Below are 23,599 nucleotides of genomic sequence, written 5' to 3'. Positions count from 1 at the left end.
TGCCGGACGAACCATGGCCATCATCCACCACACCACCCTCTCGCCCACCAAGCTGGAACTGCTCGCCCCCTGGCTCCTCACCCAGCCCTGGTACGCGGGTGACGGCCGCGCGCCGGAGCTGACCAGGACGGGCGGCTTCCGGCTCGACGACCCCGAGGGGGAGGTCGGCATGGAATTCATGGTGGCCACCGACACCGCCGGGCCCGAACCGGTCGCGTACCACGTCCCGTTCACGTACCGGGGCGCACCTCTGGAAGGCGCCGACCACGCGCTGGTCGGCACGCTGGAACACGGCGTCCTGGGCAAGCGCTGGGTCTACGACGGCACCCACGACCCGGTCCTGGCGGCCCAGCTCTTCGCCTGCCTCATCGGGAAGGCGGCCCCCCAGGCCCAGAGCGAGACCGACGCCCTCGACCCCACCGTCCTCCCGCACTTCACGGAACCCGGCCACGAGGGGGCCACGGGCCCGGACGCGGTAACGCAGACCAAGTCCGCGACCGACATCCACATCCGGTCGTCCCGCCCGCTGGTCCTGCGCGTACACCGGGCGCCGACGGCGGGGGAGACGGCCGGTGCGGCGCTCGGCCACCTCAGCGCTACGTGGACGGATGCGGCGGGAGAGAAGGTGCGGGGAGTGTTCGTCACGGTGCATGAGCGGGAGAAGTCCTGACGCGGGCCGAGGACGGGCGGCGGCGCGCGGTCGAACTGCTCGCCGCTGCCCAGTCGCCGGAAGGGACTCCATCGGCCTGACCTTCGTGTCCCGGGAGGAGCTGGACGACCTCGCTCACGACGGCATCCTGGTCCAGCCGCGCATCGACGTCACCGCCATGACGGCCTCTCTTCACCGGTTCCTGGACGCCGGCTCCGCCGTCTGACTCCCGCCGGCCGGGTGCTGTTCCCGGCGGCAGGTGATGAGCGCGGCGTGCGGGCAGCGCAGGTACGGGGACCAGAAGTCGGCGCCGTACGAGCGGAGGGCGGCGGGGGATACCCGGAAGGGGTGCCAGTCGATTCCCGTGAACCCGGCGTCGAGCAGGGCCCGTTGCAGGGAGGCCCGGGTCCAGTGGCGTGCCGCGACATCGACCTGGTACGCGTCGAAGCACAGCTCCAGGGTGATCCGTGAGGCGTCCGCGCGGGGCTCGTCCTCGTGCAGCCGGATGCCGTACCGCTCGTAGTAGGCGGGGTCGCCGTCGTAGTCGGGATTGACGGGCAGGGCCACGAACAGGCCGCCCGGGGCCAGTGCCCGGGCCGCCACCGCGCACAGCTCGACCAGTTCCTCGTACGTCGTCGCGTACGGCAGCACGTACACGCCGAGCGCGATGTCGAACGTACCGTCCGACGGCGGCTCGGTCGTGTACCGGATGCCGAGCGGTTCCCAGGCCTCGCGGTCCGCCGCGTGGGCGATCATGCCCGCGGATACGTCGTACCCGACCACCCGCCCGGCGCCGGCCCGCCTGAGCATCCGGCAGTACTGCCCGGTGCCGCAGCCGATGTCCAGCACGGACCGGCCGCCGAGATCGCCCAGCAGCTCCCGCACCGTGTACGACTCCAGGTCCCGCCGCCACGGCAGCTCGGCCATGTCCTCGTACAGCCGGGCCAGCGCGTCGAACTGGCTGCGCACCGCGCGCCGCTAACCCGCCGCGAGCGGCGATCCGAGCAGCCAGTTGCCCGGGGCCTCCGGGTCCGGGCTCAGGTAGAACTCCTCGATGGCGGTACGGAACTCCGCGTGGCTGATCGCCCCGCTGCCGTCCCGGTCCAGCCGCCGGAAGGCGGGCTGCGAGGTCGCCGGGTCGACGCCCAGCGCGTCGTACATGCGTACGTACTCATCGGCGGTGAGCTGCCCGCTGCCGTCCGTGTCGAGAGCGCTCATCAGCGCGTCCACGATGGCCAGCACGACGTGCTCGAAGGTCTTCGGGTTGGTGACGTGCGAGCGCATCAGATCGATGAACGTCCGCCGCGCGACCCGCCCTTCGCTGTCCACGCCGTCCGCGTCCCGCAGCACGTCCCACCACCGCAGGAAGGCGTCCCGCAACGCGGTCCGGTTCTCGACGTCCCCCGGCCGGGCCAGCGCCGTGAACTTCCCGGCCATCTGCTCGAAGTCCTCGCGGGTCAGCCAGCCGTCCTCGGTCCAGTCGAACCAGTCGAAGAGGATGCTGAACTTCTGGTCGAGGGTGTCGTACGCCGCCGCCATGGAACCCACCGTCCTTCTGGAGCGCGTCGGTCAGGGCCGCGTTCCATGGAACTGCGGTTGGGAGCCGCGGTCAACGACGGCGAGGAAGGCGGTCCAGGCGGCTGGGGTGATGCTGAGGTGGGGGCCGAATATGTTCTTGGAGTCGCGGATGTGGATGGTGGTGGGGGTGGGGGCGATTTCTACGCAGTCGTCGCCTTGACCAGTGCTGTAGGTGGACTTGTACCAGGAGAGTTCAGTGGCGCTCACAGTGCTCCTCGGATCTGTTTGAGCAGGGTCCACTGCCAACGACGATGCGCGTCAGGTTGGGAGGTCGGTCGCGTAGGTGAGGAAGGCGGTCCAGGCGTGCGCCGGGACGGTGAGGTGGGGGCCGAGTATGTTCTTGGAGTCGCGGATGTGGGTGGTGGTGGAGGTGGTGGCGATCTCTACGCAGTCGTCGCCCTGCGAGCCGCTGTAGCTGCTCTTGAACCAGGCCGGCTCTGTGGTGCTCATAGCGCTCCTCGGATCTGTTTGAGCAGGCTTGCGGATTCCTCCGGCGAAAGAGCCTGCGAGCGCATCTTGGCATAGCGCTGGCACAGCACGCTGACGTCCTTGGGCCCCGCGATCAAGTTCCCGCACTGCTGGCCCTCGCTGTATCCGAGCCACTTGTTCTGCGGAGTCTCCAGCAACCTCATGGGGCCGTCCAGCCCGGCATGATGCGGTTGCCAACGCGGCATGAGCTGAAGCTCCACGTTCCACAATTCTGCGCAGCCGAGCACATGGTCGATGAGGTTCCGGGTGACTCCCGTGCCACCCGTACCGCGCTCGAACAGCGCTTGCTCAAGGATGAAACTGAACGCGATCGGCGGCTTCCGGTGGAGTAGTTTCTGCCGTGCGAGACGCGTGGCGACCCGCTCCTCGGCCTCCTGTTCGTCCGGTGGTGGAGGAACGCTCAAGGTCACGGCGCGTGCGTACGCCTCCGTCTGCAACAGGCCCGGAATGACCCGACACTCGTAGGCGCAAAGGGAAACGGCACGCGCCTCCAGCGCAGCCCACTGCCGGAACCAGACCGCCAGCCCCGCGCGGCGTGACAGGTGCTCTGCCGCTGCCTTGAGCGCACCGAACGCATCGAGTACCTCCTCTGCGCGCAGGATGAAATCCGGGTCCGGAAGGCGCCGTCCTTGCTCGATCGAGGCGACGGTCTGTGCGGAGAACTGCACCAGCGGAGCCAGCTCTTCCTGGGTCAGACCCGCTCGTTCCCGAAATACCTTCGCCACGGCCCCGAACGTCTTGAGGCTGTTGATCGACTCCGGCTCGTTGCCGTACACGCTGCTTGCCATTTAGGCCACCTCCAGTGCTCGGTTGGCTAATCCGCTCAGCACGCAAATGGTCACGGCCCGTTACCCGTACGTCTACGGCGCCGACTCGTACGCTGCGACTGCGTACGGGTCGGGGGCCTGGCCACGACGGCCGCGAACAGGCAACCGTGGCCGTATGCCAGCTCGACTCATCACCCGTCCACCCAAGCCCCCCGTCACCGTACGTGTGTTCACCCAACGCTTCAGCAGTACGCGGCTGGGGGCGCGCCTCGCGCGTCATCTCGCCGTGCATCGGCTCGACGCGTGGGGGTTTCCGTACGGCACGCCGTTCTCCGACGATGTCGGGGCCGTCGTGGGGGAGCTGACCGCCAACGCCGTCACCCACGGCCGCGTCCCCGGGCGGGACTTCGAGTTGCGGCTCGCGATCGTCGGCGGGCTCGCCCGTACGGGAACGCTGCGGATCGACGTGACCGACACGCGGACCGAGCGGCGCCCACCGCCCCCCGACGGCCTCGCCTCCGCGCCGGCCGACGCGGACGCCGGGCGCGGCCTGCTCGTCGTGGCCGCGCTCGCCACCCGGTGGACGGTCCTCGACCGGCTGCCGGTCGGCAAGACCGTACGCGCGGAGCTGGACCTCACTCCAGGAGGTGCCGCCAGCGGTCCGCCGAGTCCTGCATGTCCTGGATGACCCGCTCCAGGAACGTCGCCGCCTTGACCGTCCGTTGCCCGACGGGTGTGTCGAGCCCGGCCCTCTCCGCCATCGCCATCGTGGCGCGCACCGTCGCGAGCGTCTGCTGCGCGCTGATCGCGACCGAGTTGTACCAGGCGTCGTCGTCGATCACATAGATGTCGCGACGCCGCCGCGGGTCGCGCTCGCGCCGGACGTACCCGTGCTGGACGAGGAAGTTCACGGCCACGGAGACGGAGGCCGGGCTGACCTTCAGCCGGCGGGTCAGCTCGGCCGCGGTGCGCCTGCCGTCCTCGGACATCGCCAGGTCGACGTGCACGCGCGCCGTCATCCTCGGCATCCCCGACCTGACCGCCATCTCGATGATCTCCTCCTCCAGCGCGCCGCCCGACGGTTCGGCCGCGCGTGGCGGTGCCGGTGTGCTGCGCCGCGCGCGCTGGACCGTCGCCCGGTGCGCCTGCTGGGGCCGGTAGGCGCCGGGGCCGCCGTTGCGTCCGACCTCCCGGCTGATGGTCGAGGTGGGCCGGTCGAGCCGCCTGGCGATCTCCGCGTAGGAGAGTCCGTCGGCGAGGCCGTCCGCGATGCGCTGACGCTCCTGCTGGGTCAACCGTCCTCCTGGCATGCCGTCAGTATTGCCTTCGACGCCAGCCATTGCAACGCCTCGTTGCGTTCAATCTCAGCGTCATTGCATCAATTATGCGCTGCTGAGCTGCGGGAACAGCGCTTCGGCGATTGACGACCGCGTGAATGCAACGTAGCTTTCGCGATACGCAAAACGCGTACTATCGCGAGATGAGGAATGGCCATGACTGAGCCCGTGCACACCGTCCACACGGTCCCGCCGCTGCCCACCGGGCCTCGCGTCGGCTGTCCCTTCTCCCCGCCCAAGGAGCTGCTCGACGCCCGCGGGCAGGGTCCGATCGGCCATTACACCCACCCCGGCGGCAAGCCCGGCTGGATGATCACCGGGTACGACATGGTGCGGTCCGTTCTCGCCGACCCGCGGTTCAGCTCGCGCAAGGAGCTGATGAACGTGGTCGACTTCGAGATACCGCCGCCGCCACCCGGTGAGTTCGTCCTCATGGACGACCCGCAGCACCGGCGCTACCGCAAGCCGCTGATGGGGAAGTTCACCGTACGGCGGATGCGGCTGCTCACCGAGCGCGTCGAGCAGGTCGCCGCCGAGTGCCTGGACGCCATGGAGAAGGCGGGCCCGCCGGTGGACCTGGTGGCCGCGTTCGCCCGGCCCATTCCCGCCGTCGTCATCTGCGAGCTGCTGGGCGTTCCGTACGAGGACCGGGACTTCTTCCAGGGGCGGGTCGACTCGTTCATGAACGGCGAGACGAGCGACGAGGACCTGATAGCCGCCTACACCGAGGTTCAGAACTATCTCGCGGACCTGGTGTCCGCCAAGCGCGCGAACCCCACCGACGACGTGCTCAGCGACCTCACCGACACCGATCTGACCGACGAGGAGCTGAAGGGCATCAGCCTGGTCCTGCTGACGGCCGGGCTCGACACCACCACGAACGTGCTGGCACTGGGCACTTTCGCGCTGTTGCAGCACCCGGAGCAACTGGCCGCGCTGCGCACCGATTCCGGGCTTGTCGACGGGGCCGTGGAGGAACTGCTGCGGTATCTCAGCGTCGGCAAGCAGTTCTGGAGGACGGCGCTGGAGGATGTCGAGCTGGGCGGTCAGACCGTCAAGGCCGGCACGACGGTCGCCCTGTCGCTCAGTACGGCCAACCGCGACCCCGAGCGCTTCGCCGACCCCGATGTGCTCGATCTGCGGCGGCAGGCCGGCGGGCACCTGTCCTTCGGCCACGGCGTCCACCAGTGCCTGGGGCAACAACTGGCCCGCGTCGAGCTGAGGGTGGCGTTCGCCGCGCTGTTCCGCCGCTTCCCCACGCTGCGCCTGGCCGTACCGGCCGAAGAGGTCGAACTGCGCCCGGAGTCCGCGGACATCTACGGGGTGAAGAGCCTTCCGGTGGCTTGGGACGCGTGATCGTGGGGGCGTGTCCTGCGGGCTAACGAAATCCCGTTAGATCAGCATTAGATGAACGTTCTCGACGCCCGGCAGTCTCATGCCGTGTCGGTGACCGCTCGCCCGGCGCCTCCGTTCCACACACGGAAGCGCCGGGCGAGCGATTCGACCCGGCACGAACGGTACGACACGGCAACCCGCATCGAATCGTCGAGGAGTTCCCATGTCCGCTTCCTTCTTCCGCAAGCCCGCCCTCGCGGTCAGCACCCTCGCACTGGCCGGCGCGACGCTGGCCGGCCTGGCGACCGCGGCCCCGGCCCAGGCCGCGACTCCGTCGCAGGCCACGGCGGCCGCCTGCCAGGTGCCCGGTCACGGCGGCAGCTACATCTGTGAGTACGGCATCGCCTGGCAGACCTTCCCGAACGGCGGCAAGCAGGTGTTCGTCGTCGGCACCGACTTCTCCGTCTGGACCCGCTACGGCTTCGAAGGCGGCGACTGGAGCAACTGGGAGTCGATGGGCGGTGTGGCCCGCAGCGGTGTGCGCATCGACGGGAACGGCACCTGGAACCCGACCATTTCCGTGGTCGGCAGCGACGGCGTGCGCTGGTACCGCCACCGCCTGGACACCGGTAGCTGGACCGGCTGGTCGAAGTGAGCCCGTGCGTAAGCGCGTGAACGTCCCGCGCCCGGCGGGGTGTACGGCCTTCGGGGCTGTACACCCCGCCGGGCGCGGCGCTTTGGTGGTGGGGACCGCCGTAACGCTGCTGCAATCTCTTGCGCAAACTCTTGCAACAATCAACCACGGCGGATACAACAGCGGCTGAACACCTCCCACCCCCTCAGGAGGAACCATGGCCCCCACTCGCCGACGCCCGTCCGCCCGCAGATCCACGGCCGCCGCCCTCGCCCTCCTCTCCGGCGCGGCGGCTGCCGTCCTCGCCCCGCCGCCGCAGCCGGCGCAGGCCGCGCCGCCCGGCGCGAAGGACGTGACCGCCGAACTCTTCCAGTGGAGCTACGACTCGGTCGCCAAGGAGTGCAAGAACACGCTCGGGCCCGCCGGTTACGGCTACGTGGAGGTCTCCCCGGCCACCGAGCACATCCAGGGCGGCCAGTGGTGGACCTCGTACCAGCCGGTCAGCTACCGGATCGCCGGACGGCTCGGCGACCGGGCCGCCTTCAAGCACATGGTGGACGCCTGCCACGCGGCGGGGGTCAAGGTCGTCGCGGACGCGGTGATCAACCACATGTCGGCCGGGTCGGGTACGGGGACGGGCGGATCCTCGTATACGAAGTACGACTACCCGGGCATCTACCAGCGCCAGGACATGGACGACTGCACCGAGCGGGTCAGCAATTACCGCGACCGGTGGAACATCCAGCACTGCGAACTGGTCGATCTGGCGGACCTGGACACCGGCGAGCCGTACGTCCGGTCGCGGATCGCCGCGCACCTCGACGACCTGCTGTCGCTCGGCGTGGACGGCTTCCGGATCGACGCGGCCAAGCACATGCCGGCGGAGGACCTGGCCGCGATCAAGCGGCAGTTGAAGAACCCGTCCGTGTACTGGAAGCAGGAAACGATTTATGGGGAAGGCGAGGCCGTATCGCCCACGGAATACCTGGGGAACGGGGACGCACAGGAATTCCGTTACGGGCGGGACCTCAAGCGCGTGTTCCAGAACGAGAAGCTGGCGTATCTGAAGAACTTCGGGGAGGGCTGGGCCTATATGCCCTCCGGGCAGTCCGGCGTTTTCGTCGACAACTGGGACACCGAGCGCAACGGCTCCACGCTCAGCTACAAGAACGGCGCGGACTACACTCTCGCCAATGTCTTCATGCTGGCGTGGCCGTACGGGGCGCCGGACGTTCACTCCGGGTACGAGTTCTCCGATCACGAGGCCGGACCGCCCAATGGGGGTGCGGTGCGCGCCTGTTGGCAGGGAGGCTGGAAATGCCAGCACAACTGGCCCGAGATCCGCGCGATGGTCGGGTTCCGCAATGCGACGCGTGGTACGGCCGTCACCGACTGGTGGGACAACGGCAATGACGCGATCGCCTTCGGGCGGGGCGACAAGGGGTACGCCGTCGTCAACCACGAGGGCAGCTCGCTGACCCGTGCGTTCCAGACGTCCCTGCCCGCCGGGACGTACTGCGACGTGCAGAGCCGCAAGCCGGTGACCGTGGGCGCCGACGGGCGCTTCACCGCCACGCTCGCCCCGAACACCGCGCTGGCGCTGCACGTCGGCGCGCGCAGCTGCGGCTGACCGCCCGGAACGGCCGGCTTCCCCGAACGTCCTGAAGGAGTCCTTACGTGAGGCGCACCCTCCGCCGTACCGTCGCAGCCGTGGCCATGGCCCTGTGCGCGGCGGTCCTGCCCGCCCCGCTCCCCGCGAACGCCGCACCGCCACCGGCTCCCGCCCAGGCGGCAGCACAGTGGATCGGCCGCGACACCGTGGTGTGGAAGGGCGCCCGGCACGCGGCGGCCGAGCTGGAGTTCGGGGCGGTGGGGGAGGGGGAGGGGGAGAGACAGGGACAGCGGCAGGGACGGATACGTCTGACGCCTGCCGCCCTCACCCCCGCCGAGCGGGCCGCGTACCCGCACTTGAAGGACTTCCCGGCCTTCACCGTCGATCCGCGTGATCAGCGGCTCGCGCCCGCCGCGCTGCGGGAACGGCTCGTCGCCGTGCAGCGGGACGCGGACGGGCGGCGCGTCAGCACCGGCGTGCAGATCCCCGGCGTACTGGACGATCTGTACGGGACGGCCGCCGCCGAGGTGCCGCTCGGGCCGGTCTTCCGGCGCGGCCGTCCCACGCTCGCCGTCTGGGCACCGACCGCCCGCACCGTCGCGCTGGAGCTCGACGGGCGGGTGGTGCCGATGCGGCGGGACGACGCCAGTGGGGTGTGGCAGGTGCGGGGCGGGCGGGGCTGGGCGGGGAAGCCGTACCGGTACGTCGTGACCGTCTGGGCGCCGAGCGTCGGCCGTTTCGTGACGAACAAGGTCACCGATCCGTACGCGACCGCCCTGACCGCCGATTCGCAGCGCAGCGTCGTCCTGGACCTCGCCGACCCGCGCCTCGCGCCGAAGGGGTGGGCGAGGCTGCGGAAACCCGCCGCGGTGCCGCTGAACCGGGCCCGTATACAGGAGCTGCATATCCGGGACTTCTCGATCGCGGACCGCACCTCGCACCACCCCGGTCAGTACCTTGCCTTCACCGATCGCCGCTCGGACGGAATGCGTCATCTCAAGGCACTTGCGGACGCGGGGACCTCGTACGTCCATCTGCTGCCCGCCTTCGACATCGCGACCATTCCGGAGCGGCGTGCCGACCAGGCCCGCCCCGACTGCGACCTGGCGGCGCTGCCCGCCGACTCCGAGCGGCAGCAGGAGTGCGTGGGCAAGACCGCCGCGCGCGACGCGTACAACTGGGGGTACGACCCGTTCCACTACACCGTGCCGGAGGGCTCGTACGCCTCCGACCCGGATTCACCGCGCGCGCGGACCGTGGAATTCCGGCGCATGGTGCAGGGGCTGAACGGGGCCGGGCTGCGTACGGTCATGGACGTGGTCTACAACCACACTGCCGCCAGCGGACAGGACGCGCTGTCCGTACTCGACCGGATCGTGCCCGGTTACTACCACCGGCTGCTCGACGACGGCTCCGTGGCCACCTCCACCTGCTGCGCGAACACCGCGCCCGAGCACCTGATGATGGGCCGGCTCGTGGTGGACTCGATGGTCACCTGGGCTCGGCAGTACAAGGTCGACGGGTTCCGGTTCGACCTCATGGGGCACCACCCGAAGGCCAACATCCTGGCCGTGCGCAAGGCCCTGGACGCGCTGACCGTCGCCAAGGACGGCGTGGACGGCAAAGCGATCGTCCTCTACGGGGAGGGCTGGAACTTCGGCGAGGTCGCGAACGACGCGCGCTTCGTCCAGGCCACCCAGCGCAACATGGCGGGCACCGGCATCGCCACCTTCAACGACCGCTCGCGCGACGCCGTGCGCGGCGGCGGGCCCTTCGACGAGGACCCGCGCGTCCAGGGCTTCGCCTCCGGCCTCTACACGGCCCCCAACTCCTCGCCCGCCAACGGCACCCCGTCCGACCAGCGCGCCCGCCTGCTGCACTACCAGGACCTGATCAAGGTCGGGCTGACCGGCAACCTCGCCGGCTACACCTTCACGGACACCTCCGGCCGTACGGTCAAGGGCTCGCAGGTCGACTACAACGGCGCGCCCGCCGGGTACGCCGCGGCCCCCGGCGACGCCCTCGCGTATGCCGACGCCCACGACAACGAGACGCTGTACGACGCCCTCGCCTACAAGCTCCCGCAGGGCACCTCCGCCGCCGACCGGGCCCGGATGCAGGTCGTGGCCATGGGCGTCGCGGCGCTCTCGCAGGGGCCCGCCCTCTCGCAGGCGGGCAGCGATCTGCTGCGGTCCAAATCCCTGGACCGCAACTCCCACGACAGCGGCGACTGGTTCAACGCGCTGCACTGGAACTGCCGGGACGGCAACGGCTTCGGACGCGGCCTGCCGCCCGCCACCGACAACAAGGACAAGTGGCCCTACGCCCGGCCGCTGCTGGCCGACCCGGCCCTGCGCCCCGGCTGCGCGGAAATCACCGCAGCGTCCGCCGCCTATCGGGATCTTCTCCGTATCCATGCCGCCGAGTCGGAATTCGGCCTGGACAGTGCCGCTGCCGTACAGGACGCGCTGTCCTTCCCGCTGTCGGGGACGGCCGAGACGCCGGGCGTGGTGACCATGCGGCTCGGCAAGCTGGTCGTGGTGTTCAACGCGACGGCGCAGCGGCAGGTCCAGCGTGTCTCGGCGCTGGCGGGACAGCGGTACGGGCTGCACCGCGTGCAGGCGCGCGGCGCCGACCCGGTGGTGAAGGCGGCGTCGTACGAGAAGCGGACGGGGACGTTCGCGGTGCCGGGGCGGACGGTGGCGGTGTTCGCGGCGCGGTAGTGGCGAACCGTGGCTGTATCCGTGGCCGTGTCCGTGGCTCTTGGCGGGGCTCCTGGCGCGGCTCTTGGCGGGGCTCTTGGTGGGGCCGTTCATGGGCCGCCCTGCCCATGAACGGCCCATCCGCCGCGTAGGCGGCTCCGGGGCCTGGTTTCCCCCGTGGGATCCATCCCATGGTTCCCCCATACATCCGCCGGAGCGGACTCCATGGGCCCCCGTGATCCCCTGACCCGCAGGCCCCGGTGACATCCACTCTGTCGGCTCAGGGGATTGTCCGAAAGGGCTGTCCGCACCGGACAAAGGCCTGGACAACCCGATCCGGTGGTGCGGCGGGTCATCGCGCGCCGGTGCTGTGCGCCCTGCGTGCGCCCCCTACGAGACCCCTATGCGCCCGGCTCCGTGGCCTGCTCCGTGGTCTGCTCCGCGTCCGGCCCGAGCAGCCGCTTCTCCAGCAGCGTGACGGTGTACCTGCTGCCGTCCGAGCCGACCTTCGACGGCTGCTCGCCGACGACGCGGTAGCCCGCGCTCTCGTAGTACGGGCGCAGACGCGGGTTGCTCGACTTGCAGTCGAGGCGGCTCAGCGGACGGCCCGCCGCGGCGATCCGCTGCTCCGCGCGGGCCAGCATCGCGCGGCCGGTGCCCGCCGGGGCCCGGTCGCGGTCGACCATCAGACGGTGCAGATAGCCTGCCACGGGCGGCTGCGGGCCCCAGGCGGGCAGGTCCTCCCACCACAGCTCCCACGCGCCGACGATCTCCCCGTGCAACTCGGCGAACCACACCTCGTCCTGCTTGATGTGCAGCCGGAAGTGGGCGGCGTCCCGCTCGCCCGGCGTCCACTGGTCGACGCCGCGGCCCTGCATCCAGCGGGCGGCGCCGTCATAAAGGGCGACGAGGGCGGTCACGTCGGCGTCGGTGTCCTCGGCGAGGCGATAACTGATCATGTCCATGCGCGAATTGTGCCGCAGGCGGGACTCGCGCGAGTCACGGCCGGGAGCTCGCGGATGGGGCAGGGCCGGAAAGCAGTCGCTTCGCCGACCGGCGCCCGCCCCGTGGCTCAGGCCGTGTTGGTCGCCCAGATCGGCTTGTCACTGGCGTTGTAGATGACGATGTTGCCGTCGTCCTGCACGGAGAGCTTCGCGCCGTGGTTGCCGCCGGTGTCGGAGTGCCAGATCTGCCGGCCGGAGGAGTCGTAGACGACGAGGTCGCCGTCCATCTCGAAGGCGGCCGTCTCGCCGTTCGGGTAGACGCCGTCCGCCTGCCAGGACGCCTTGCCGTCGCGGTACGCGACGAAGTTGCCGTCCTCCTGGAGGCGCAGCAGGGTTTCGCCGTTACCGGACGTCCACGCCTGATTGCGGCGGATGAACGTCCTGGGCTGGAAGTCCGCGTTCGCCATGTCTGCCCCCTCGCTACGGCCCGGGGCCGTTCCCCGGGCCGTCAGCCAAGGTAGTGCTGCGGGCCGTGGAACCTCAGGGGCAAAGACGCCGACTGAATCGCTCTGTTCCTGCCGGTGCGGAAGACGAAGGTGCGGCCGTTCGCGGTCTGCGGGACGTTGCGGCAGGGGCTGCCCGCGTGGGAGGGGGCGCTGTTCCGGTTGTTACGTCGGGGAGCGGGGCCCGGCCCGGCCATCGGCCATCACCCATGGCCAACGAATTCTGGCGCGCTCGCCGTCTTGCGGAGTGCCCGTCCCGCGCCGGTGGCGGCGCCGTCCGCGTCGGTGCCCGCCCTACGTCGGCTGCGGCGCCAGCGCCACCAGCCGCGTCAGCAGGTCCCCGAACGGGCCGTCGGACGGCTCCTCGGCGAGGACGCGGCCCAGGATCCCGGCCATCTCCTCGTCGTACGCGGCGCTCACCGCCGCCAGCGCCGCGAAGTCGTGCACCAGCTGCCGCTCCAGCTCGCCGCGCGGGATGGCGCGGCTGTCGAGCCAGATCAGCGCGGTGGTCTCGGCGAGGGATATCCAGGAGCGGACCACCAGCTCCATGCGCGGCGCCGGGCCCGTCACCCCGAGGTGGGCGAGGATCTGCTCGTACGCGGCCTGGCGCACCCCGTCGATCATCGCGCGCGCCCGCCCCGAACCCGCCGCCTCCATCGCGCCGATCGACGGCCCGCCCCGCATCAGCGCGGAGAAACCGGGCCCGTGCTCCTCGACGAAGTCGAAGAAGCGCTCCATGACGCGCAGCAGCCGGGCGCCGAGCGGCCCCTCGTGCGGCTCGACGAACCGGGCGGCCAGCTCGTCGGCCGCCCGGCGCAGCGCCGCCTCGTACAGGCTCTGCTTGCCCGGGAAATAGTGGTAGACCAGCGGCCGGGAGATACCGGCCGCCTCCGCGATCTCGTCGATCGAGACCTCTTCGGGGGCCCGGTGGCTGAACAGGCCGAGCGCCACCGCGATCAGCTGCTCGCGTCGTTCCTCGACACCCATCCTGCGGCGCGCCCCGTTGGTCATACGAACACCCTAACGACCGGGGCGGCACCGCGGAATCGAGCGACCGGAGTGCGGACGGCGGTCTCCGCAAAGCGGTCGGAGGGCGAGCATCAGCCACTTCCCCCGGCCTTCACAGGTCCAGCACCAGCCGCTCCCCACGCGCCCGCGACACGCAGATCAGCAGCGAGTCGTCGCGTTCGGCGTCGGTGAGCAGTTCGTCGCGGTGGTCCACCTCCCCGGCGAGCACCCGCTGCTGGCAGGTGCCGCAGAAGCCCTGTTCGCAGGAGTACGGCAGGTCGGGCAGCGCCTGGTCGCGGATGGCGCGCAGGACACTGCGGTCCGCGGGGACCGTGACCGTACGGCCGGTACGCCGCAGCTCCACCTCGAACTCTGCACCCTCCCTGGACGGCGCACCCTCCCCGCCCGGCACGGCCGCCGCGGGCGCGAACCGCTCCGTGTACAGGGTCAGTCCGCGCGCCCCCTGCGGCAGCAGCGCGGCGACGGCGTCCATCAGCGGGTCGGGGCCGCAGCAGTACACGGCGGCGTGCGGCGGCGCGTCGGCGAGCGCGGCGGCCAGGTCGGGCAGGCCGTCCTCGTCCTCGGCGACCACCGTCACCCGGTCCGACGCGGCGCCCGCCAGCTTCTCGATCTCCTCCAGGAACGGCATCGACGCGCGCGTCCGCCCGCCGTACACCAGCCGCCACGGCACGCCCTCGGACTCGGCCTGCCGCACCATCGGCAGGATCGGGGTGATGCCGATGCCGCCCGCGATGAACAGGTAGGCGTGGCACTCCTCCAGCCGGAAGCGGTTGCGCGGCCCGCGCACCTCGACGGCCGTGCCCTCGTGCAGCTGCTCGTGCACCTCCCGCGAGCCGCCCCGGCCGTCCTCGATCAGCCGCGTCGCGATCGTGTACGAGCCGGTGTCGGCGGGGTCGCCGCACAGCGAGTACTGGCGTACGGCGCCGGACGGCAGCACCAGGTCCACGTGCGCGCCCGGCTCCCAGCCCGGCAGGCCGGCGCCCTCCAGGCGCAGCCGTACGACGCCCTCGGCCTCCTCGGCACGCTCCACGACCAGCAGCTGCCGGGGACCGGAACGGCCCCGGCCGGAGACCGGGTTCTCCAGGGCGGGCATCGGCCACAGCGGCGCCCGGCCGATGCGCCGCCGCAGCGCCCGCCGGACGACCAGCGCGGCCCCGGCGGCGATCAGGACCGTGGGTATGCGGGGGAGGGACGGCATCTCAGGCGGCTCCTGTCGGGCGGGCGGGGTGCGGCGGGTGCGCCTCGGCGGCGGTCGCGGCGGGGGATTGCGCGAGGTAGGCGGCGGCCTGCGCGGTGCTGCCGTACCGCGACGGGTGGTAGGCGCGGCTCAGGTACTGCGGGATGGAACGGGCCATCGCCCCCGGGGTGGGCAGCACGCCCTGCCGCCCGCCCCGCGCGAACTCCCTGAAGCTGGCCCGCCCGTCCGGCAGTGTCGGGTCGTTCGCCATGAAGAAGCGGGTGCCGCGCTGCCAGAGGAAGACGAGCGCGGCGAAGGCGGTGGCCCAGGTCCGCACCCGCCGCCGGTAACCGCCGTCCACGTGCATGAACAGGTCGAAGGCCACCGAACGGTGCTCGACCTCCTCCGCGCCGTGCCAGCGCAGCAGGTCCAGCATCGTCGGGTCGGCGCCCCGCGCGTCCAGCGCCCCGGCGTTGAGCACCCAGTCCCCGAGGAAGGCGGTGTAGTGCTCGATCGCGGCGATGATCGCGACCCGCTCCATCAGCCACCACTGACGTGCCCGACCCGGCGGAAGGGTGCGATCTCCGAGCAGCTTCTCGAAGAGCCAGTCGACCTGCGCGGTGTACGGGGTGGGGTCCAGCCCGAGCCGCTTGAGGTGCGGCAGTACGTCGTCGTGCGCCTGCGAGTGCATCGCCTCCTGTCCGATGAACCCGAGCACGTCCTCCCGCAGCCGCGCGTCGCGGATCTGCGGCAGCACCTGCTTGTAGACGTGCACGAACCACCGTTCACCGGCGGGCAGCAGCAGATGCAGGACATTGATCGTGTGGGTGCTGTCCGGATCGCCGGGAATCCAGTGCAACGGGGTGTCCGCCCAGTCGAAGGCGACGTTGCGGGCCTTCAACGGGGTGTGCTCGGACGCGACCGACCCGGGCCGCAGCGAGGCCGTATTAGACATGGCGTCAATGTACTGGCGAGTATGGGATGGGCAACAGGGCTGGGGCGGGGAATTACCGCAGCCGCCGCCTCACCACTTGAGGCCGCCACCTCTCTACTTCAGCCCGGACACCCGTGCCCCGCTGGGCAGCCGGGCCGACAGCTCGGCCTGGCCGCCCGCCGCGGCCGGTACGGCGAGCATCGAACCGGCCGCGCGGCCCGTCACCCCGCCCCGCGCGGTGATCTCCGTGAGCTGTCCGCTGCCCGCGGCCACCAGCCACCACCGGCCGCCCTGCGCCTTCCACAGCACCCCGGCCAGAACCCACGGCTCGCGGGGGCCGCAGCCGGGGCCGCCTTCGGAACGGGCCACGACCGTGCCGGGCGCGTAGTGCCGGCCGGCCTTGGCGGGTGTCTGGATCTGGGCGAAGGTACGGGTGCCGGGGCCGCGCCAGGTCTCGGCGCGGGTGCACAGCCATGCGGCGGTGCCGCCACCGGCGGGCAGGGCGCCGCGGGCGAACTCCCAGGAGTTGACGGCGCGTACGCCCTGGCCGCGCAGCCCGCCGAGATGGCATGCCGTACGCGCCCAGGCGGCGCGCGCCTGAGGTCCGGACGGGTCACCGGGCCGGTCCGGTGCGCCGTACGTCAGCCGGGCCGGAAGCAGTTCGCCCAGGTCGGTGAAGAGGCGGCCGTCCAGGTGCAGGGCCTGCCAGGCGCCGCAGGCGGTGGCCTGGGCGGGGGACGGTACGGGGCCGGTCGTGCCGTCGTCGAGGTGCAGGGGCTGGGGAGCGCCGGTGGGCTTCAGGAGGTCGGTCAGGTCCGCGTGGTCGATCCAGGGCGCGGTCAGATAGCGGACGTTGCTGTCCGCGCGGTTGAGGACCAGGGCCGGGGCGGAGGCGTCGTCGGCGCCGTCCGTACGGGCGAAGTCCAGCGCCGCGCCGGGGCCGCCCTCGCTCCGCTCGCCCGCCCCGTCCGCCGGCTCGGCATAGCGCACCACGCGCAGCCCGTCGTACAGCAGCACCACCGCGGACCGGTCCACCACGCCCGCGTAGAGCAGCTGTGGCGGACCGGCCGCGGGGCCCTTCGCGGTGCCCGGGGTGGCGGAGACCTGCACGTCCGGGCCGGGCCTGGCCCACACGGCCAGGGCGCGCCTGAGCAGCGCCCGGTCGCGTGTGCGGTCTCCGCGCGCCGGCCAGGCCGCGAAACCCCGCCGTGTGGCGTTCTGCCAGGCCCCGGCGGGGGCCCGCGTCACCTTGGCGGGGTCGAGGGCGGCCTGGGCCGCCGCGTTCCGGGCGTACGGGGGAGCCGCGGCGCCATCGGGGCCCCAACCGCCGCCCGGCAGACCCAGCAGCGCACCGCACACCAGCACCGCCGCCCCGGCCGCCAGCACCGCGCGGATGTGCTGGCGGCGCCGCATGAGGTCGGTGGGCCGGGCCTGGAGCGAGCAGGGGTCGAATTCGGCGGATTCCAGCAGCGAGCGGTCCCGGCTGCCGGCGGGCGGCGGGGTGCCCGCCGCCGCGGCGAGCGCGCCGGGCGCGTCCTCCGCCCCGGCCTCCTCCAGGATCGCGCACACGTCCGCGTCGCCCAGCCCCTCCAGAGCGCGCAGCACATACGCCGCGCGGGCCGGACCGGAGAGCGCCGACAGGGCCCGGTCGAGGGCGAGTTCGTCCGCGCCGCCGGCCCGCGGGAACAGCCGCAGCCCCCAGACCCGCGGCAGCAGCGGGGGAAGGGACGGGACGGACACCTCGCGGCGCGCCAACGGCAGGCGCCTCCGTGGCCGTTCGGCGGCCAGGGCGGCGCGCAGCATCCGCAGCCGTACGAACGCGTAGCCCGGGTCGGCGGCCGGGCGGCCGGAGCGGCGCTGGGACGGCAGGACGGGGAGCGGGGTGCGGGAATCCTGGCGCGGCAGCGCGCGCTGGACGATCGAATGCGCCGTCAGGACGCGGCGGTTGCGCCCCAGCTCCGGCGGCAGCACCAGATAGGCGAGGCGCGTCAACCGCGGGTAGTGCTCGACGAGGGCGGCCTCGGCCTGCTCGACGCCGACGAAGACGGCCGAGCCGTCACCGGCGCCGGGGTGGTCCGGGCGGGGGGCTGTTGCCTGCTGCTGCTCCACGTTCGGTGAAACGAGTGAATCCTGGGATGGTCACCTCGTCCGCCGTCCCCGAACGAGGTACTCCGTACGACGGCGGGCGCCGCCCGCCGCCGTACGGGAACGCGGGCTACTCCGCGGGCAGGTGGCGGTCGAGGTCGAACTCGCCGTCCCGGGCGCCCAGGACGAACGCGCGCCACTCCGCTTCGGTGTACCGCAGCACCACGTCCGGCTCCTTCGAATTCCGCATGGCCACCGCGCCCTTCTCCAGGAAGGCGATCTCCACCGCCTCCTCGGCCTCGCCGGGGGCGCGCTGCCAGGTGGCGTCGGAGATGTCGAGGGCGTAGAGCCACTCCTTCTCAGCTGCGGCACTCATACGGTGAACTCCTCGCTCGCGGTCCGTACGGTTCTGCGTACGGATCGTCAGCGTACGCGGTGGCCGGAGCGGCTTCCAGCGGTGCTTCGCGGTGTGCTACGCACCCCTCCTGGCGTGCTGCGATCTCGCGGGCCCGCTTCCTATTGCCAGGCCGCGGAGTCGGGGTCGATGCCGTGGGCACGCGCGTCGGCGTCGATGATCTGACGGAACCAGGCGGCGAGGCCGGTGCGGATGCCGTCGTAATGGGCGGCGAATCCCGGATCGGTCTCATACATGCGGCCGAGGCAGACCTGCATCTGCCTGGTGAGGGGGAAGTACGAAGCGAAGACTTCGCGGTGCCGCTCGACGAGGTGACGCGCTTCCGGGCTGCCGGGTGTGACGCCGGCGTCCATCGCGTTCCCGAGGGCACGCTCGAAGCCGGCCATGGCGTCGGCGACGGCCTGCCATTCCTCCGGGCTCCGGGAGGCCGAGCGTTCGGCGTACTGCCGCCATTGCGCCGTGTCGCCGTAGCGCTGACGGGCCTGGGCGGGCCAGTCCGGGTCCCACCGGGGACCGAAGATCGCGGACTGCTGCTCGACGGTCAGCAGCAGGCCGCGCTCGTGGGCGTCGATCATCCGGTCCAGCCCGGTGCTGAGCTGCCGGAGGCGCTCGATCCGTTCGGCGACCTGGGCGCGCTGCGCGCGCAGCGCGCCGGGCACGTCCGCGGTCGAGTCGTCCAGGAGGGCCCGGATCTTGTCCAGGCCGAGACCGAGTTCACGGTAGACGACGATGCGGTGCAGGCGTTCCAGATCGACGGCGGTGTACAGGCGGTATCCGGCGACCGTGCGCAGTGACGGCCGCGCCAGGCCGGTCTCGTCCCAGTGGTGCAGCGCGCGGACCGTCACGCCCACCCGCGCCGAGACCTGACCGACGGTCAGGCCATCGGCGTCAGTGGTATCAGGCATGCTGCCCATTGTCGCCGGGTCCGGCGTCCGGCGGGGTGATCCCGATGGCCGCGAGGTTCCGGGCTTCCTGGCTGTCCGGATCGAAGGGCTTCGCCGCGGTGAAGACGATCCGGGCGTTCTCGGGGGTGATCACCTCCACGTCGCGGGTGTTCCAGGGGGTGTCCCGCGGACCGTCGACCGAGTCAGGGCGCAGCGCACGGCAGGCCTCGACAAGGGGATCCACCTGGTTCAGCACGCACGCGAAACTGAAGCTCACCGCCGATGCCCGCTCCGGAACGCTGTCCGTGGTGACGAGGAGTACGTCCTGGAACGCCCACCGGCGCAGGTGCACCAGCGTGCCGGGGATGCCGAACAGCTCGAAGAATCCGAGACCACGGGTCCAGAAGTCCACCGACGCCGCCAGATCGCTCGTCGGGATCGTCACGAACGCGGGCATTCCGTAGATGCCGCGGAACGGCTCCGGCGGAACCGCATCCGGGCCGGGGGTGGGTACAGGGCTCATCTCGAACGCGTTGTAGTAGTCGCTCATGCAGCCCACCTTTCAGCCTCACGCGGCGTGAGGGTCAAGCCGGATTGCCTGAGACGCAGCCGATGGCCGCGCGTCTGCCGGACGGCGATATGCAGGCGCGCGCGTTGCTTCCCTCCGTTTACGGTCGGCGGGAGCGTCGCCGTCGAGCGACTTTTCTCCTGATGCGCGAGGTGCTTGATGGGTAGGTTGCTGGATTCCTGCGATGCGACCGTGTCGGTGAGCTACCGGCTGTTGGGGCTGGTCGATACGACCATGGGGTCGGAAACGTTTGATGATGACGCGGACAGGACGAAGTGGCTGCTGCCGGGGCCGGGCCTGGTGTATCTGCAGGTGCCCTCGGAGGTGGGCACGGCGGTGATACGGCTGGAGTCGTGGACCACCGCACCAGCGCTGCCGCCCGGTAGATGGGCGGGGCGTGAGGAGGTCGAGGTGGACCTTCCCGAGGGCGAGCTCGGCCTGCAGACCGTCGACGGCGGGCTGTGGGACATACCGCTGGTGCTGCCGTCGCCGGGCACGTACCGGATGCGGTGGCAGTGGGTGTTCAACCCGGACGCGGGTCCTTTCACCTCTCCTCTGCGAGGGTGTTCCGACGTGCTTCCCACGCCCGCCGGCCATGACGCCGCTCTGGACGGGAAGGATCAGTTCTGCCTGGTACAGATCTGGCGGACCGCCGCCTGAACCGTGTCGACGGGATCGCACCAGGCAGGAACACTCGACGTAACGAAGCGCTGCTAGCCCCGGTCCAGGTACGCCAGCACCGCCAGCACCCGGCGGTTGTCGTCGTCGGACGGCGGCAGCTGGAGCTTTCCGAAGATGTTGGAGGTGTGCTTCGCGACGGCGCGTTCGGTGACGACCAGCTTGCTCGCGATGGCGGTGTTCGAGCGGCCCTCGGCCATCAGCTCCAGCACCTCGGTCTCGCGCGGTGTCAGCCGGGCCAGCGGACGGTCCCGGGAGCGGCGGGACAGCAGCTGGGCGATGACCTGCGGGTCCATGGCCGTCCCGCCCGCCGCCACCCGCCGTACCGCGTCGATGAACTGGTCGGCGTCGAAGACCCGGTCCTTGAGCAGGTAGCCGACGCCGCCGGTGCCGTCGGCGAGGAGTTCGCGCGCGTACAGCTGCTCCACGTGCTGGGAGAGGACCAGGACTGGCAGGCCGGGCCGGGCGCGGCGGGCGGCGAGCGCGCACTGCAGGCCCTCGTCCGTGAGGGTGGGCGGCAGCCGTACGTCGACCACCGCCACGTCCGGCCGCTCCTCCTCCAGCGCCCGCGCCAGGTCGGGTCCGTTGTCGACGGCGGCGGCGATCTCGAAGTCGAACGCCTCCAGCATCCGTATCAGCCCGTCCCTCAAGAGGAAGAGGTCTTCGGCGAGCACAACGCGCACGGGATCTCCAGCGTGACCAGGGTGGGGCCGCCCACAGGGCTGCTGACGGCCAGAATGCCGTCAAATGTACCGAGCCGTCGTTCGAGTCCGCGCAGGCCGGAGTGCACACCCCCCTCGCCGGACGCGCCGGTGCCGTCCGCGGGCAGGATCACGCCGCCGCGGCCGTCGTCGCCGACGCTGATCCGCAGCCGCCCCTCGGCGTGCTCCATGTCCACCCACATGCGCGCCGCGTCCGCGTGCTTCACGGCGTTGGTGAGCAGCTCGCTCACGGAGAAGTACGCGGCCGACTCCACCGGCGCCTCCGGGCGGCCCGGCAGCCGTCCGGTCACCTCCACCGGCAGCGGCATCCGCAGGGCCAGCGCCCGTACGGCGTCGTCCAGGCCGCGTTCGGCGAGTACCGGGGGGTGGATGCCGCGCACCAGGTCGCGCAGTTCGGTCAGGGCCTCCGCCGAGGACGTACGGGCGCGGCCGACCAGCTCCTTGGCCTTGGCCGGGTCGCGTTCGATCAGCGCCTCGATCGTGCCCAGGTCCATGCCCATCGCGACGAGCCGGGCCTGCGCGCCGTCGTGCAGGTCCCGCTCGATCCGGCGCAGTTCGGCGGCCGAGGCGTCCACCGCGTCGTGCCGGGTCTCGGTGAGCCGCGCCACCCGGGCGGCCAGCTCGGCCTTGGGCGGGGTGAGGAACGCCGCCGCGATCCGGAAGTGCGCCCTGAGCAGCTTCGGATTGAAGACGAGGGCGGCGGCGAGCACCGCCGCGCCCAGCACCGGCATCAGGGCCACCTGCGTCGGGTCCGAGGCGTACAGGAACACGTACTGGTAGTCGTGGATCACGCCCTTCCAGATCAGCACCGGAAGGACGAACCCCTCGATGCCGAGCACGATCAGCACGCCCGGCAGCAGCGCCGTGAGGCTTCCGGCCACCATGTCGACCCACAGCCACACCAGCTCCCGCCAGGTGGCCGGGTCGCGCAGCAGCCGGCCGCAGTGCTGGACGAGGCCGGACAGACCGGGCTGCGGGCGGGGGAGCGGGCGGTGGTCGTCCGGTATGCGGAGACCGGTCCAGTCGTGCGCCCACCGCCGCCGCTGGTCGGCGTAGCGGCGGGTCAGGGCTATGAGGGGCGGGGTGGTCAGCCAGCCCAGCCCGATCGGCAGCAGGGCGAGCGAGACGAGGGTGAGGGAGAAGAGGGCGGCCGAGCCCACGAGTGACAGGCCGGTGAGCCAGAGACCTCGTGCCCCGGCGACCAGTGTTCGGCGGACTCTCATCCGTACGCTCCCTCTCCTTCACGTGCCCGGACGTCGGGCGCGGGAACAGTCTGCCTGGAAGAGAAGCCCAGGCCACTGGGCCGCACCCCCGGAACGGGGGGTGTAGCCAGCACCACCCCCGGAGCGCCCCGGGGCGCCCGTGCCCGGTGGCCGCCATCTTCTCCCGTACGCGTTTCCTGCCGGCCTCACCACGTCTCGACCTCCGGACGGAGAGCCCCATGAGCGTCCCCGCGACCGTGCCAGCGACCGTGTCCGCCGCCACCCCGCCCGCCACCGCCGCCCCGTACGAGACCTCGATCGCCGACGCGCCGGACCGGATACGCGCCGCCCAGCGCCTGCGCCACCGGGTCTTCGCCGAGGAGATGGGCGCCACCCTGCACTCGCCCGTGGCGGGCCACGACATCGACCCCGTCGACGCCCTCGCGGACCACCTGATCGTCACCGAGACCGCTACCGGCGACGTGGTCGGCACCTACCGGCTGCTGCCGCCCGGCCGCGCCGAGCGGCTCTACTCGGACGGCGAGTTCGACCTCTCGGCGCTCGCCGCGCTGCGCCCCTCGCTCATCGAGGCGGGGCGCTCCTGCGTGCACGCCGAGCACCGCAGCGGCGCCGTCATCAACCTCATGTGGGCCGCGCTGGCCCGCTACACCCTGCTCTCCGGGCACCGCTACCTGGCGGGCTGCGCCTCCGTACCGCTGGGGGACGGGGGCGTGGCGGCGGCCGCCGCGTGGGAGCTGGGCCGCACCCGGCACGCCGCACCGCCCGGCCTGGGCGTCACACCGCACCACCCGTGGCAGCCCGCCGGGCCGGGACCGGAAGCCCGCCCGAACCCGTCGCTGCTGCCGCCCCTGCTCCGCGGCTACCTGCGGATCGGCGCATGGGTGTGCGGACCGCCCGCTCACGACCCGGAGTTCGATGTGGCGGACTTCTTCGTGCTGCTGGACATGGAGCGGCTCAACGACCGGTACCGGCGGTTCTTCCTGGGGGAGCAGGCGGAGGGGCGGGGGCCGGTGGCCGGGCCGGACGCGGGGGACCGGCGCGGCCCGGTGGCCGGGAGCCGGTCGTGAGCACCTGGGAGGTACGGTCCGAGTGCACCCCGCGCTGCGCCGCGCACGCCGCGCCGCGGGTCCCGTTCACGGAGACCGCCCGCCGCTGCGCCGCCTTCGCGCACGCCGCGGGCCGCGCCCTGCGGGACGGCGAGCGGATGGCCGAACCGGCCCGGCTGCGGGCGCACGCGCGGGCGGTGCTCGCCTCGATCGGCGTACGGCTCGTGGTCGAGGCGGCGCGGGACGGGGTGGGGCTCGCGGTGCCGTACGGGGTGGCCGGCCCTCCGC

The 23,599-nt window shown here is 71.9% G+C and carries 25 protein-coding genes and 1 pseudogene; 9 read left to right on the top strand and 17 right to left on the bottom strand.

The window, feature by feature from the left end; genetic code table 11:
* The first annotated feature begins 13 nt into the window (after window positions 1-13).
* Window positions 14-670 carry a maltokinase N-terminal cap-like domain-containing protein gene (locus tag IH45_RS0120675; RefSeq protein WP_030670250.1) on the top strand — a complete coding sequence of 219 codons (657 nt, stop codon included), beginning with the start codon at window positions 14-16 and terminating at the stop codon, window positions 668-670.
* 171 nt (window positions 671-841) lie between these two features.
* Here the strand turns inward: IH45_RS0120675 and IH45_RS0120665 are convergent, their stop codons facing one another.
* The 5 genes from IH45_RS0120665 to IH45_RS0120645 are packed head-to-tail and all read right to left on the bottom strand — an operon-like array spanning window position 842 to window position 3,504.
* A complete protein-coding gene (locus tag IH45_RS0120665; RefSeq protein WP_050515021.1) occupies window positions 842-1,618 on the bottom strand; it encodes a class I SAM-dependent methyltransferase in 777 nt (258 codons plus the stop codon).
* 9 nt (window positions 1,619-1,627) lie between these two features.
* Window positions 1,628-2,188 (bottom strand): EF-hand domain-containing protein, encoded by a 561-nt coding sequence (locus IH45_RS0120660; RefSeq protein ID WP_030670244.1) that lies wholly within the window; start codon window positions 2,186-2,188, stop codon window positions 1,628-1,630.
* Between the two features lie 30 nt (window positions 2,189-2,218).
* Window positions 2,219-2,434, bottom strand: a complete 216-nt coding sequence (locus IH45_RS0120655; protein ID WP_030670241.1) for a DUF397 domain-containing protein — start codon at window positions 2,432-2,434, stop codon at window positions 2,219-2,221.
* A 51-nt stretch (window positions 2,435-2,485) separates the two neighbouring features.
* Window positions 2,486-2,677: a DUF397 domain-containing protein gene (locus IH45_RS0120650; protein WP_030670237.1), complete on the bottom strand. Its 192-nt coding sequence runs from the start codon at window positions 2,675-2,677 to the stop codon at window positions 2,486-2,488.
* Window positions 2,674-3,504, bottom strand: a complete 831-nt coding sequence (locus IH45_RS0120645; RefSeq protein ID WP_030670234.1) for a helix-turn-helix domain-containing protein — start codon at window positions 3,502-3,504, stop codon at window positions 2,674-2,676. Before IH45_RS0120645 ends, IH45_RS0120650 begins: the two co-directional genes overlap by 4 nt.
* A 154-nt stretch (window positions 3,505-3,658) precedes the next feature.
* Between IH45_RS0120645 and IH45_RS0120640 the strand changes: the two genes are divergently transcribed.
* Window positions 3,659-4,171, top strand: coding sequence for an ATP-binding protein (locus tag IH45_RS0120640; protein WP_030670232.1), 513 nt, complete (start codon window positions 3,659-3,661; stop codon window positions 4,169-4,171).
* Here the strand turns inward: IH45_RS0120640 and IH45_RS1000000151060 are convergent.
* Window positions 4,119-4,793: a MarR family transcriptional regulator gene (locus IH45_RS1000000151060; RefSeq protein WP_030670230.1), complete on the bottom strand. Its 675-nt coding sequence runs from the start codon at window positions 4,791-4,793 to the stop codon at window positions 4,119-4,121. The two genes, IH45_RS0120640 and IH45_RS1000000151060, sit on opposite strands and share 53 nt — an antisense overlap.
* A 177-nt stretch (window positions 4,794-4,970) precedes the next feature.
* Between IH45_RS1000000151060 and IH45_RS0120630 the strand changes: the two genes are divergently transcribed.
* From IH45_RS0120630 to pulA, 4 genes are all read left to right on the top strand, one after another.
* Entirely contained in the window at window positions 4,971-6,176 is a 1,206-nt protein-coding gene (locus IH45_RS0120630; RefSeq protein ID WP_394298691.1) for a cytochrome P450, read from the top strand.
* Window positions 6,177-6,378: 202 nt separating this feature from the next.
* Window positions 6,379-6,810, top strand: coding sequence for a PLL family lectin (locus tag IH45_RS0120625; protein ID WP_030670227.1), 432 nt, complete (start codon window positions 6,379-6,381; stop codon window positions 6,808-6,810).
* 196 nt (window positions 6,811-7,006) lie between these two features.
* The gene (locus IH45_RS0120620) at window positions 7,007-8,419 is read left to right on the top strand and encodes an alpha-amylase (protein WP_030670225.1); all 1,413 of its coding nucleotides are present in this window, start codon (window positions 7,007-7,009) and stop codon (window positions 8,417-8,419) included.
* 47 nt (window positions 8,420-8,466) lie between these two features.
* Window positions 8,467-11,124, top strand: coding sequence for a pullulanase-type alpha-1,6-glucosidase (gene pulA / locus IH45_RS0120615; RefSeq protein WP_234440612.1), 2,658 nt, complete (start codon window positions 8,467-8,469; stop codon window positions 11,122-11,124).
* Window positions 11,125-11,504: 380 nt separating this feature from the next.
* On the opposite strand, the gene IH45_RS0120610 is transcribed toward pulA, so the two are convergent.
* The 9 genes from IH45_RS0120610 to IH45_RS0120570 all read right to left on the bottom strand — a co-directional run bounded on the left by IH45_RS0120610 (window position 11,505) and on the right by IH45_RS0120570 (window position 19,624).
* The gene (locus IH45_RS0120610; protein WP_050515020.1) at window positions 11,505-12,068 is read right to left on the bottom strand and encodes a GNAT family N-acetyltransferase; all 564 of its coding nucleotides are present in this window, start codon (window positions 12,066-12,068) and stop codon (window positions 11,505-11,507) included.
* A 107-nt stretch (window positions 12,069-12,175) separates the two neighbouring features.
* Entirely contained in the window at window positions 12,176-12,514 is a 339-nt protein-coding gene (locus IH45_RS0120605; RefSeq protein WP_030670208.1) for a hypothetical protein, read from the bottom strand.
* Window positions 12,515-12,844: 330 nt separating this feature from the next.
* A complete protein-coding gene (locus tag IH45_RS0120600) occupies window positions 12,845-13,561 on the bottom strand; it encodes a TetR/AcrR family transcriptional regulator (protein WP_030670203.1) in 717 nt (238 codons plus the stop codon).
* A gap of 109 nt (window positions 13,562-13,670) precedes the next feature.
* Window positions 13,671-14,777, bottom strand: a complete 1,107-nt coding sequence (locus IH45_RS0120595) for a PDR/VanB family oxidoreductase (protein WP_030670200.1) — start codon at window positions 14,775-14,777, stop codon at window positions 13,671-13,673.
* 1 nt (window position 14,778) lies between these two features.
* Window positions 14,779-15,711: a metal-dependent hydrolase gene (locus tag IH45_RS0120590; RefSeq protein WP_050515019.1), complete on the bottom strand. Its 933-nt coding sequence runs from the start codon at window positions 15,709-15,711 to the stop codon at window positions 14,779-14,781.
* A 93-nt stretch (window positions 15,712-15,804) separates the two neighbouring features.
* Window positions 15,805-17,799: a hypothetical protein gene (locus IH45_RS0120585; protein ID WP_030670194.1), complete on the bottom strand. Its 1,995-nt coding sequence runs from the start codon at window positions 17,797-17,799 to the stop codon at window positions 15,805-15,807.
* A gap of 106 nt (window positions 17,800-17,905) precedes the next feature.
* Window positions 17,906-18,151: a DUF397 domain-containing protein gene (locus tag IH45_RS0120580; RefSeq protein ID WP_030670179.1), complete on the bottom strand. Its 246-nt coding sequence runs from the start codon at window positions 18,149-18,151 to the stop codon at window positions 17,906-17,908.
* Window positions 18,152-18,291: 140 nt separating this feature from the next.
* Window positions 18,292-19,095 carry a MerR family transcriptional regulator gene (locus IH45_RS0120575; RefSeq protein WP_030670176.1) on the bottom strand — a complete coding sequence of 268 codons (804 nt, stop codon included), beginning with the start codon at window positions 19,093-19,095 and terminating at the stop codon, window positions 18,292-18,294.
* Window positions 19,088-19,624 (bottom strand): VOC family protein, encoded by a 537-nt coding sequence (locus tag IH45_RS0120570; protein WP_030670173.1) that lies wholly within the window; start codon window positions 19,622-19,624, stop codon window positions 19,088-19,090. The genes IH45_RS0120575 and IH45_RS0120570 overlap by 8 nt, the downstream gene beginning before the upstream one ends.
* 210 nt (window positions 19,625-19,834) lie before the next feature.
* Between IH45_RS0120570 and IH45_RS0120565 the strand changes: the two genes are divergently transcribed.
* The gene (locus tag IH45_RS0120565) at window positions 19,835-20,302 is read left to right on the top strand and encodes a hypothetical protein (RefSeq protein ID WP_234440611.1); all 468 of its coding nucleotides are present in this window, start codon (window positions 19,835-19,837) and stop codon (window positions 20,300-20,302) included.
* Between the two features lie 53 nt (window positions 20,303-20,355).
* Here the strand turns inward: IH45_RS0120565 and IH45_RS0120560 are convergent, their stop codons facing one another.
* Both IH45_RS0120560 and IH45_RS0120555 read right to left on the bottom strand, forming a co-directional pair.
* Window positions 20,356-21,003 carry a LuxR C-terminal-related transcriptional regulator gene (locus tag IH45_RS0120560; RefSeq protein ID WP_030670166.1) on the bottom strand — a complete coding sequence of 216 codons (648 nt, stop codon included), beginning with the start codon at window positions 21,001-21,003 and terminating at the stop codon, window positions 20,356-20,358.
* Complete coding sequence (locus tag IH45_RS0120555) at window positions 20,967-22,265, bottom strand: sensor histidine kinase (protein WP_030670163.1); 1,299 nt, start codon at window positions 22,263-22,265, stop codon at window positions 20,967-20,969. The genes IH45_RS0120560 and IH45_RS0120555 overlap by 37 nt, the downstream gene beginning before the upstream one ends.
* A gap of 218 nt (window positions 22,266-22,483) precedes the next feature.
* On the opposite strand from IH45_RS0120555, the gene IH45_RS0120550 reads away from it, so the two are divergent.
* Window positions 22,484-23,332, top strand: coding sequence for a GNAT family N-acetyltransferase (locus IH45_RS0120550; protein WP_078897686.1), 849 nt, complete (start codon window positions 22,484-22,486; stop codon window positions 23,330-23,332).
* Window positions 23,329-23,599 (top strand): annotated as a pseudogene (locus IH45_RS0120545) (hypothetical protein); the annotation flags it as partial. The gene IH45_RS0120550 and the pseudogene IH45_RS0120545, both read left to right, overlap by 4 nt.

The sequence above is a fragment of the Streptomyces rimosus subsp. rimosus genome (assembly GCF_000720725.1).
GTDB classification, from domain to species: Bacteria; Actinomycetota; Actinomycetes; order Streptomycetales; family Streptomycetaceae; genus Streptomyces; species Streptomyces rimosus_A.
The sequence above is the reverse complement of the archived record's forward strand: the minus strand, read 5'-3'. Positions and strand labels throughout refer to the sequence as shown.

Coding starts and splice junctions, on each gene's coding strand:
- IH45_RS0120575 (WP_030670176.1), bottom strand. CDS start 19,095: ATGCCTGATACCACTGACGCCGATGGCCTGACCGTCGGTCAGGTCTCG.
- IH45_RS0120625 (WP_030670227.1), top strand. CDS start 6,379: ATGTCCGCTTCCTTCTTCCGCAAGCCCGCCCTCGCGGTCAGCACCCTC.
- IH45_RS0120610 (WP_050515020.1), bottom strand. CDS start 12,068: ATGGACATGATCAGTTATCGCCTCGCCGAGGACACCGACGCCGACGTG.
- IH45_RS1000000151060 (WP_030670230.1), bottom strand. CDS start 4,793: ATGCCAGGAGGACGGTTGACCCAGCAGGAGCGTCAGCGCATCGCGGAC.
- IH45_RS0120640 (WP_030670232.1), top strand. CDS start 3,659: ATGCCAGCTCGACTCATCACCCGTCCACCCAAGCCCCCCGTCACCGTA.
- IH45_RS0120630 (WP_394298691.1), top strand. CDS start 4,971: ATGGCCATGACTGAGCCCGTGCACACCGTCCACACGGTCCCGCCGCTG.
- IH45_RS0120600 (WP_030670203.1), bottom strand. CDS start 13,561: ATGACCAACGGGGCGCGCCGCAGGATGGGTGTCGAGGAACGACGCGAG.
- IH45_RS0120620 (WP_030670225.1), top strand. CDS start 7,007: ATGGCCCCCACTCGCCGACGCCCGTCCGCCCGCAGATCCACGGCCGCC.
- IH45_RS0120660 (WP_030670244.1), bottom strand. CDS start 2,188: ATGGCGGCGGCGTACGACACCCTCGACCAGAAGTTCAGCATCCTCTTC.
- IH45_RS0120550 (WP_078897686.1), top strand. CDS start 22,484: ATGAGCGTCCCCGCGACCGTGCCAGCGACCGTGTCCGCCGCCACCCCG.
- IH45_RS0120595 (WP_030670200.1), bottom strand. CDS start 14,777: ATGCCGTCCCTCCCCCGCATACCCACGGTCCTGATCGCCGCCGGGGCC.
- IH45_RS0120645 (WP_030670234.1), bottom strand. CDS start 3,504: ATGGCAAGCAGCGTGTACGGCAACGAGCCGGAGTCGATCAACAGCCTC.
- IH45_RS0120650 (WP_030670237.1), bottom strand. CDS start 2,677: ATGAGCACCACAGAGCCGGCCTGGTTCAAGAGCAGCTACAGCGGCTCG.
- IH45_RS0120605 (WP_030670208.1), bottom strand. CDS start 12,514: ATGGCGAACGCGGACTTCCAGCCCAGGACGTTCATCCGCCGCAATCAG.
- IH45_RS0120590 (WP_050515019.1), bottom strand. CDS start 15,711: ATGTCTAATACGGCCTCGCTGCGGCCCGGGTCGGTCGCGTCCGAGCAC.
- IH45_RS0120570 (WP_030670173.1), bottom strand. CDS start 19,624: ATGAGCGACTACTACAACGCGTTCGAGATGAGCCCTGTACCCACCCCC.
- IH45_RS0120580 (WP_030670179.1), bottom strand. CDS start 18,151: ATGAGTGCCGCAGCTGAGAAGGAGTGGCTCTACGCCCTCGACATCTCC.
- IH45_RS0120555 (WP_030670163.1), bottom strand. CDS start 22,265: ATGAGAGTCCGCCGAACACTGGTCGCCGGGGCACGAGGTCTCTGGCTC.
- IH45_RS0120675 (WP_030670250.1), top strand. CDS start 14: ATGGCCATCATCCACCACACCACCCTCTCGCCCACCAAGCTGGAACTG.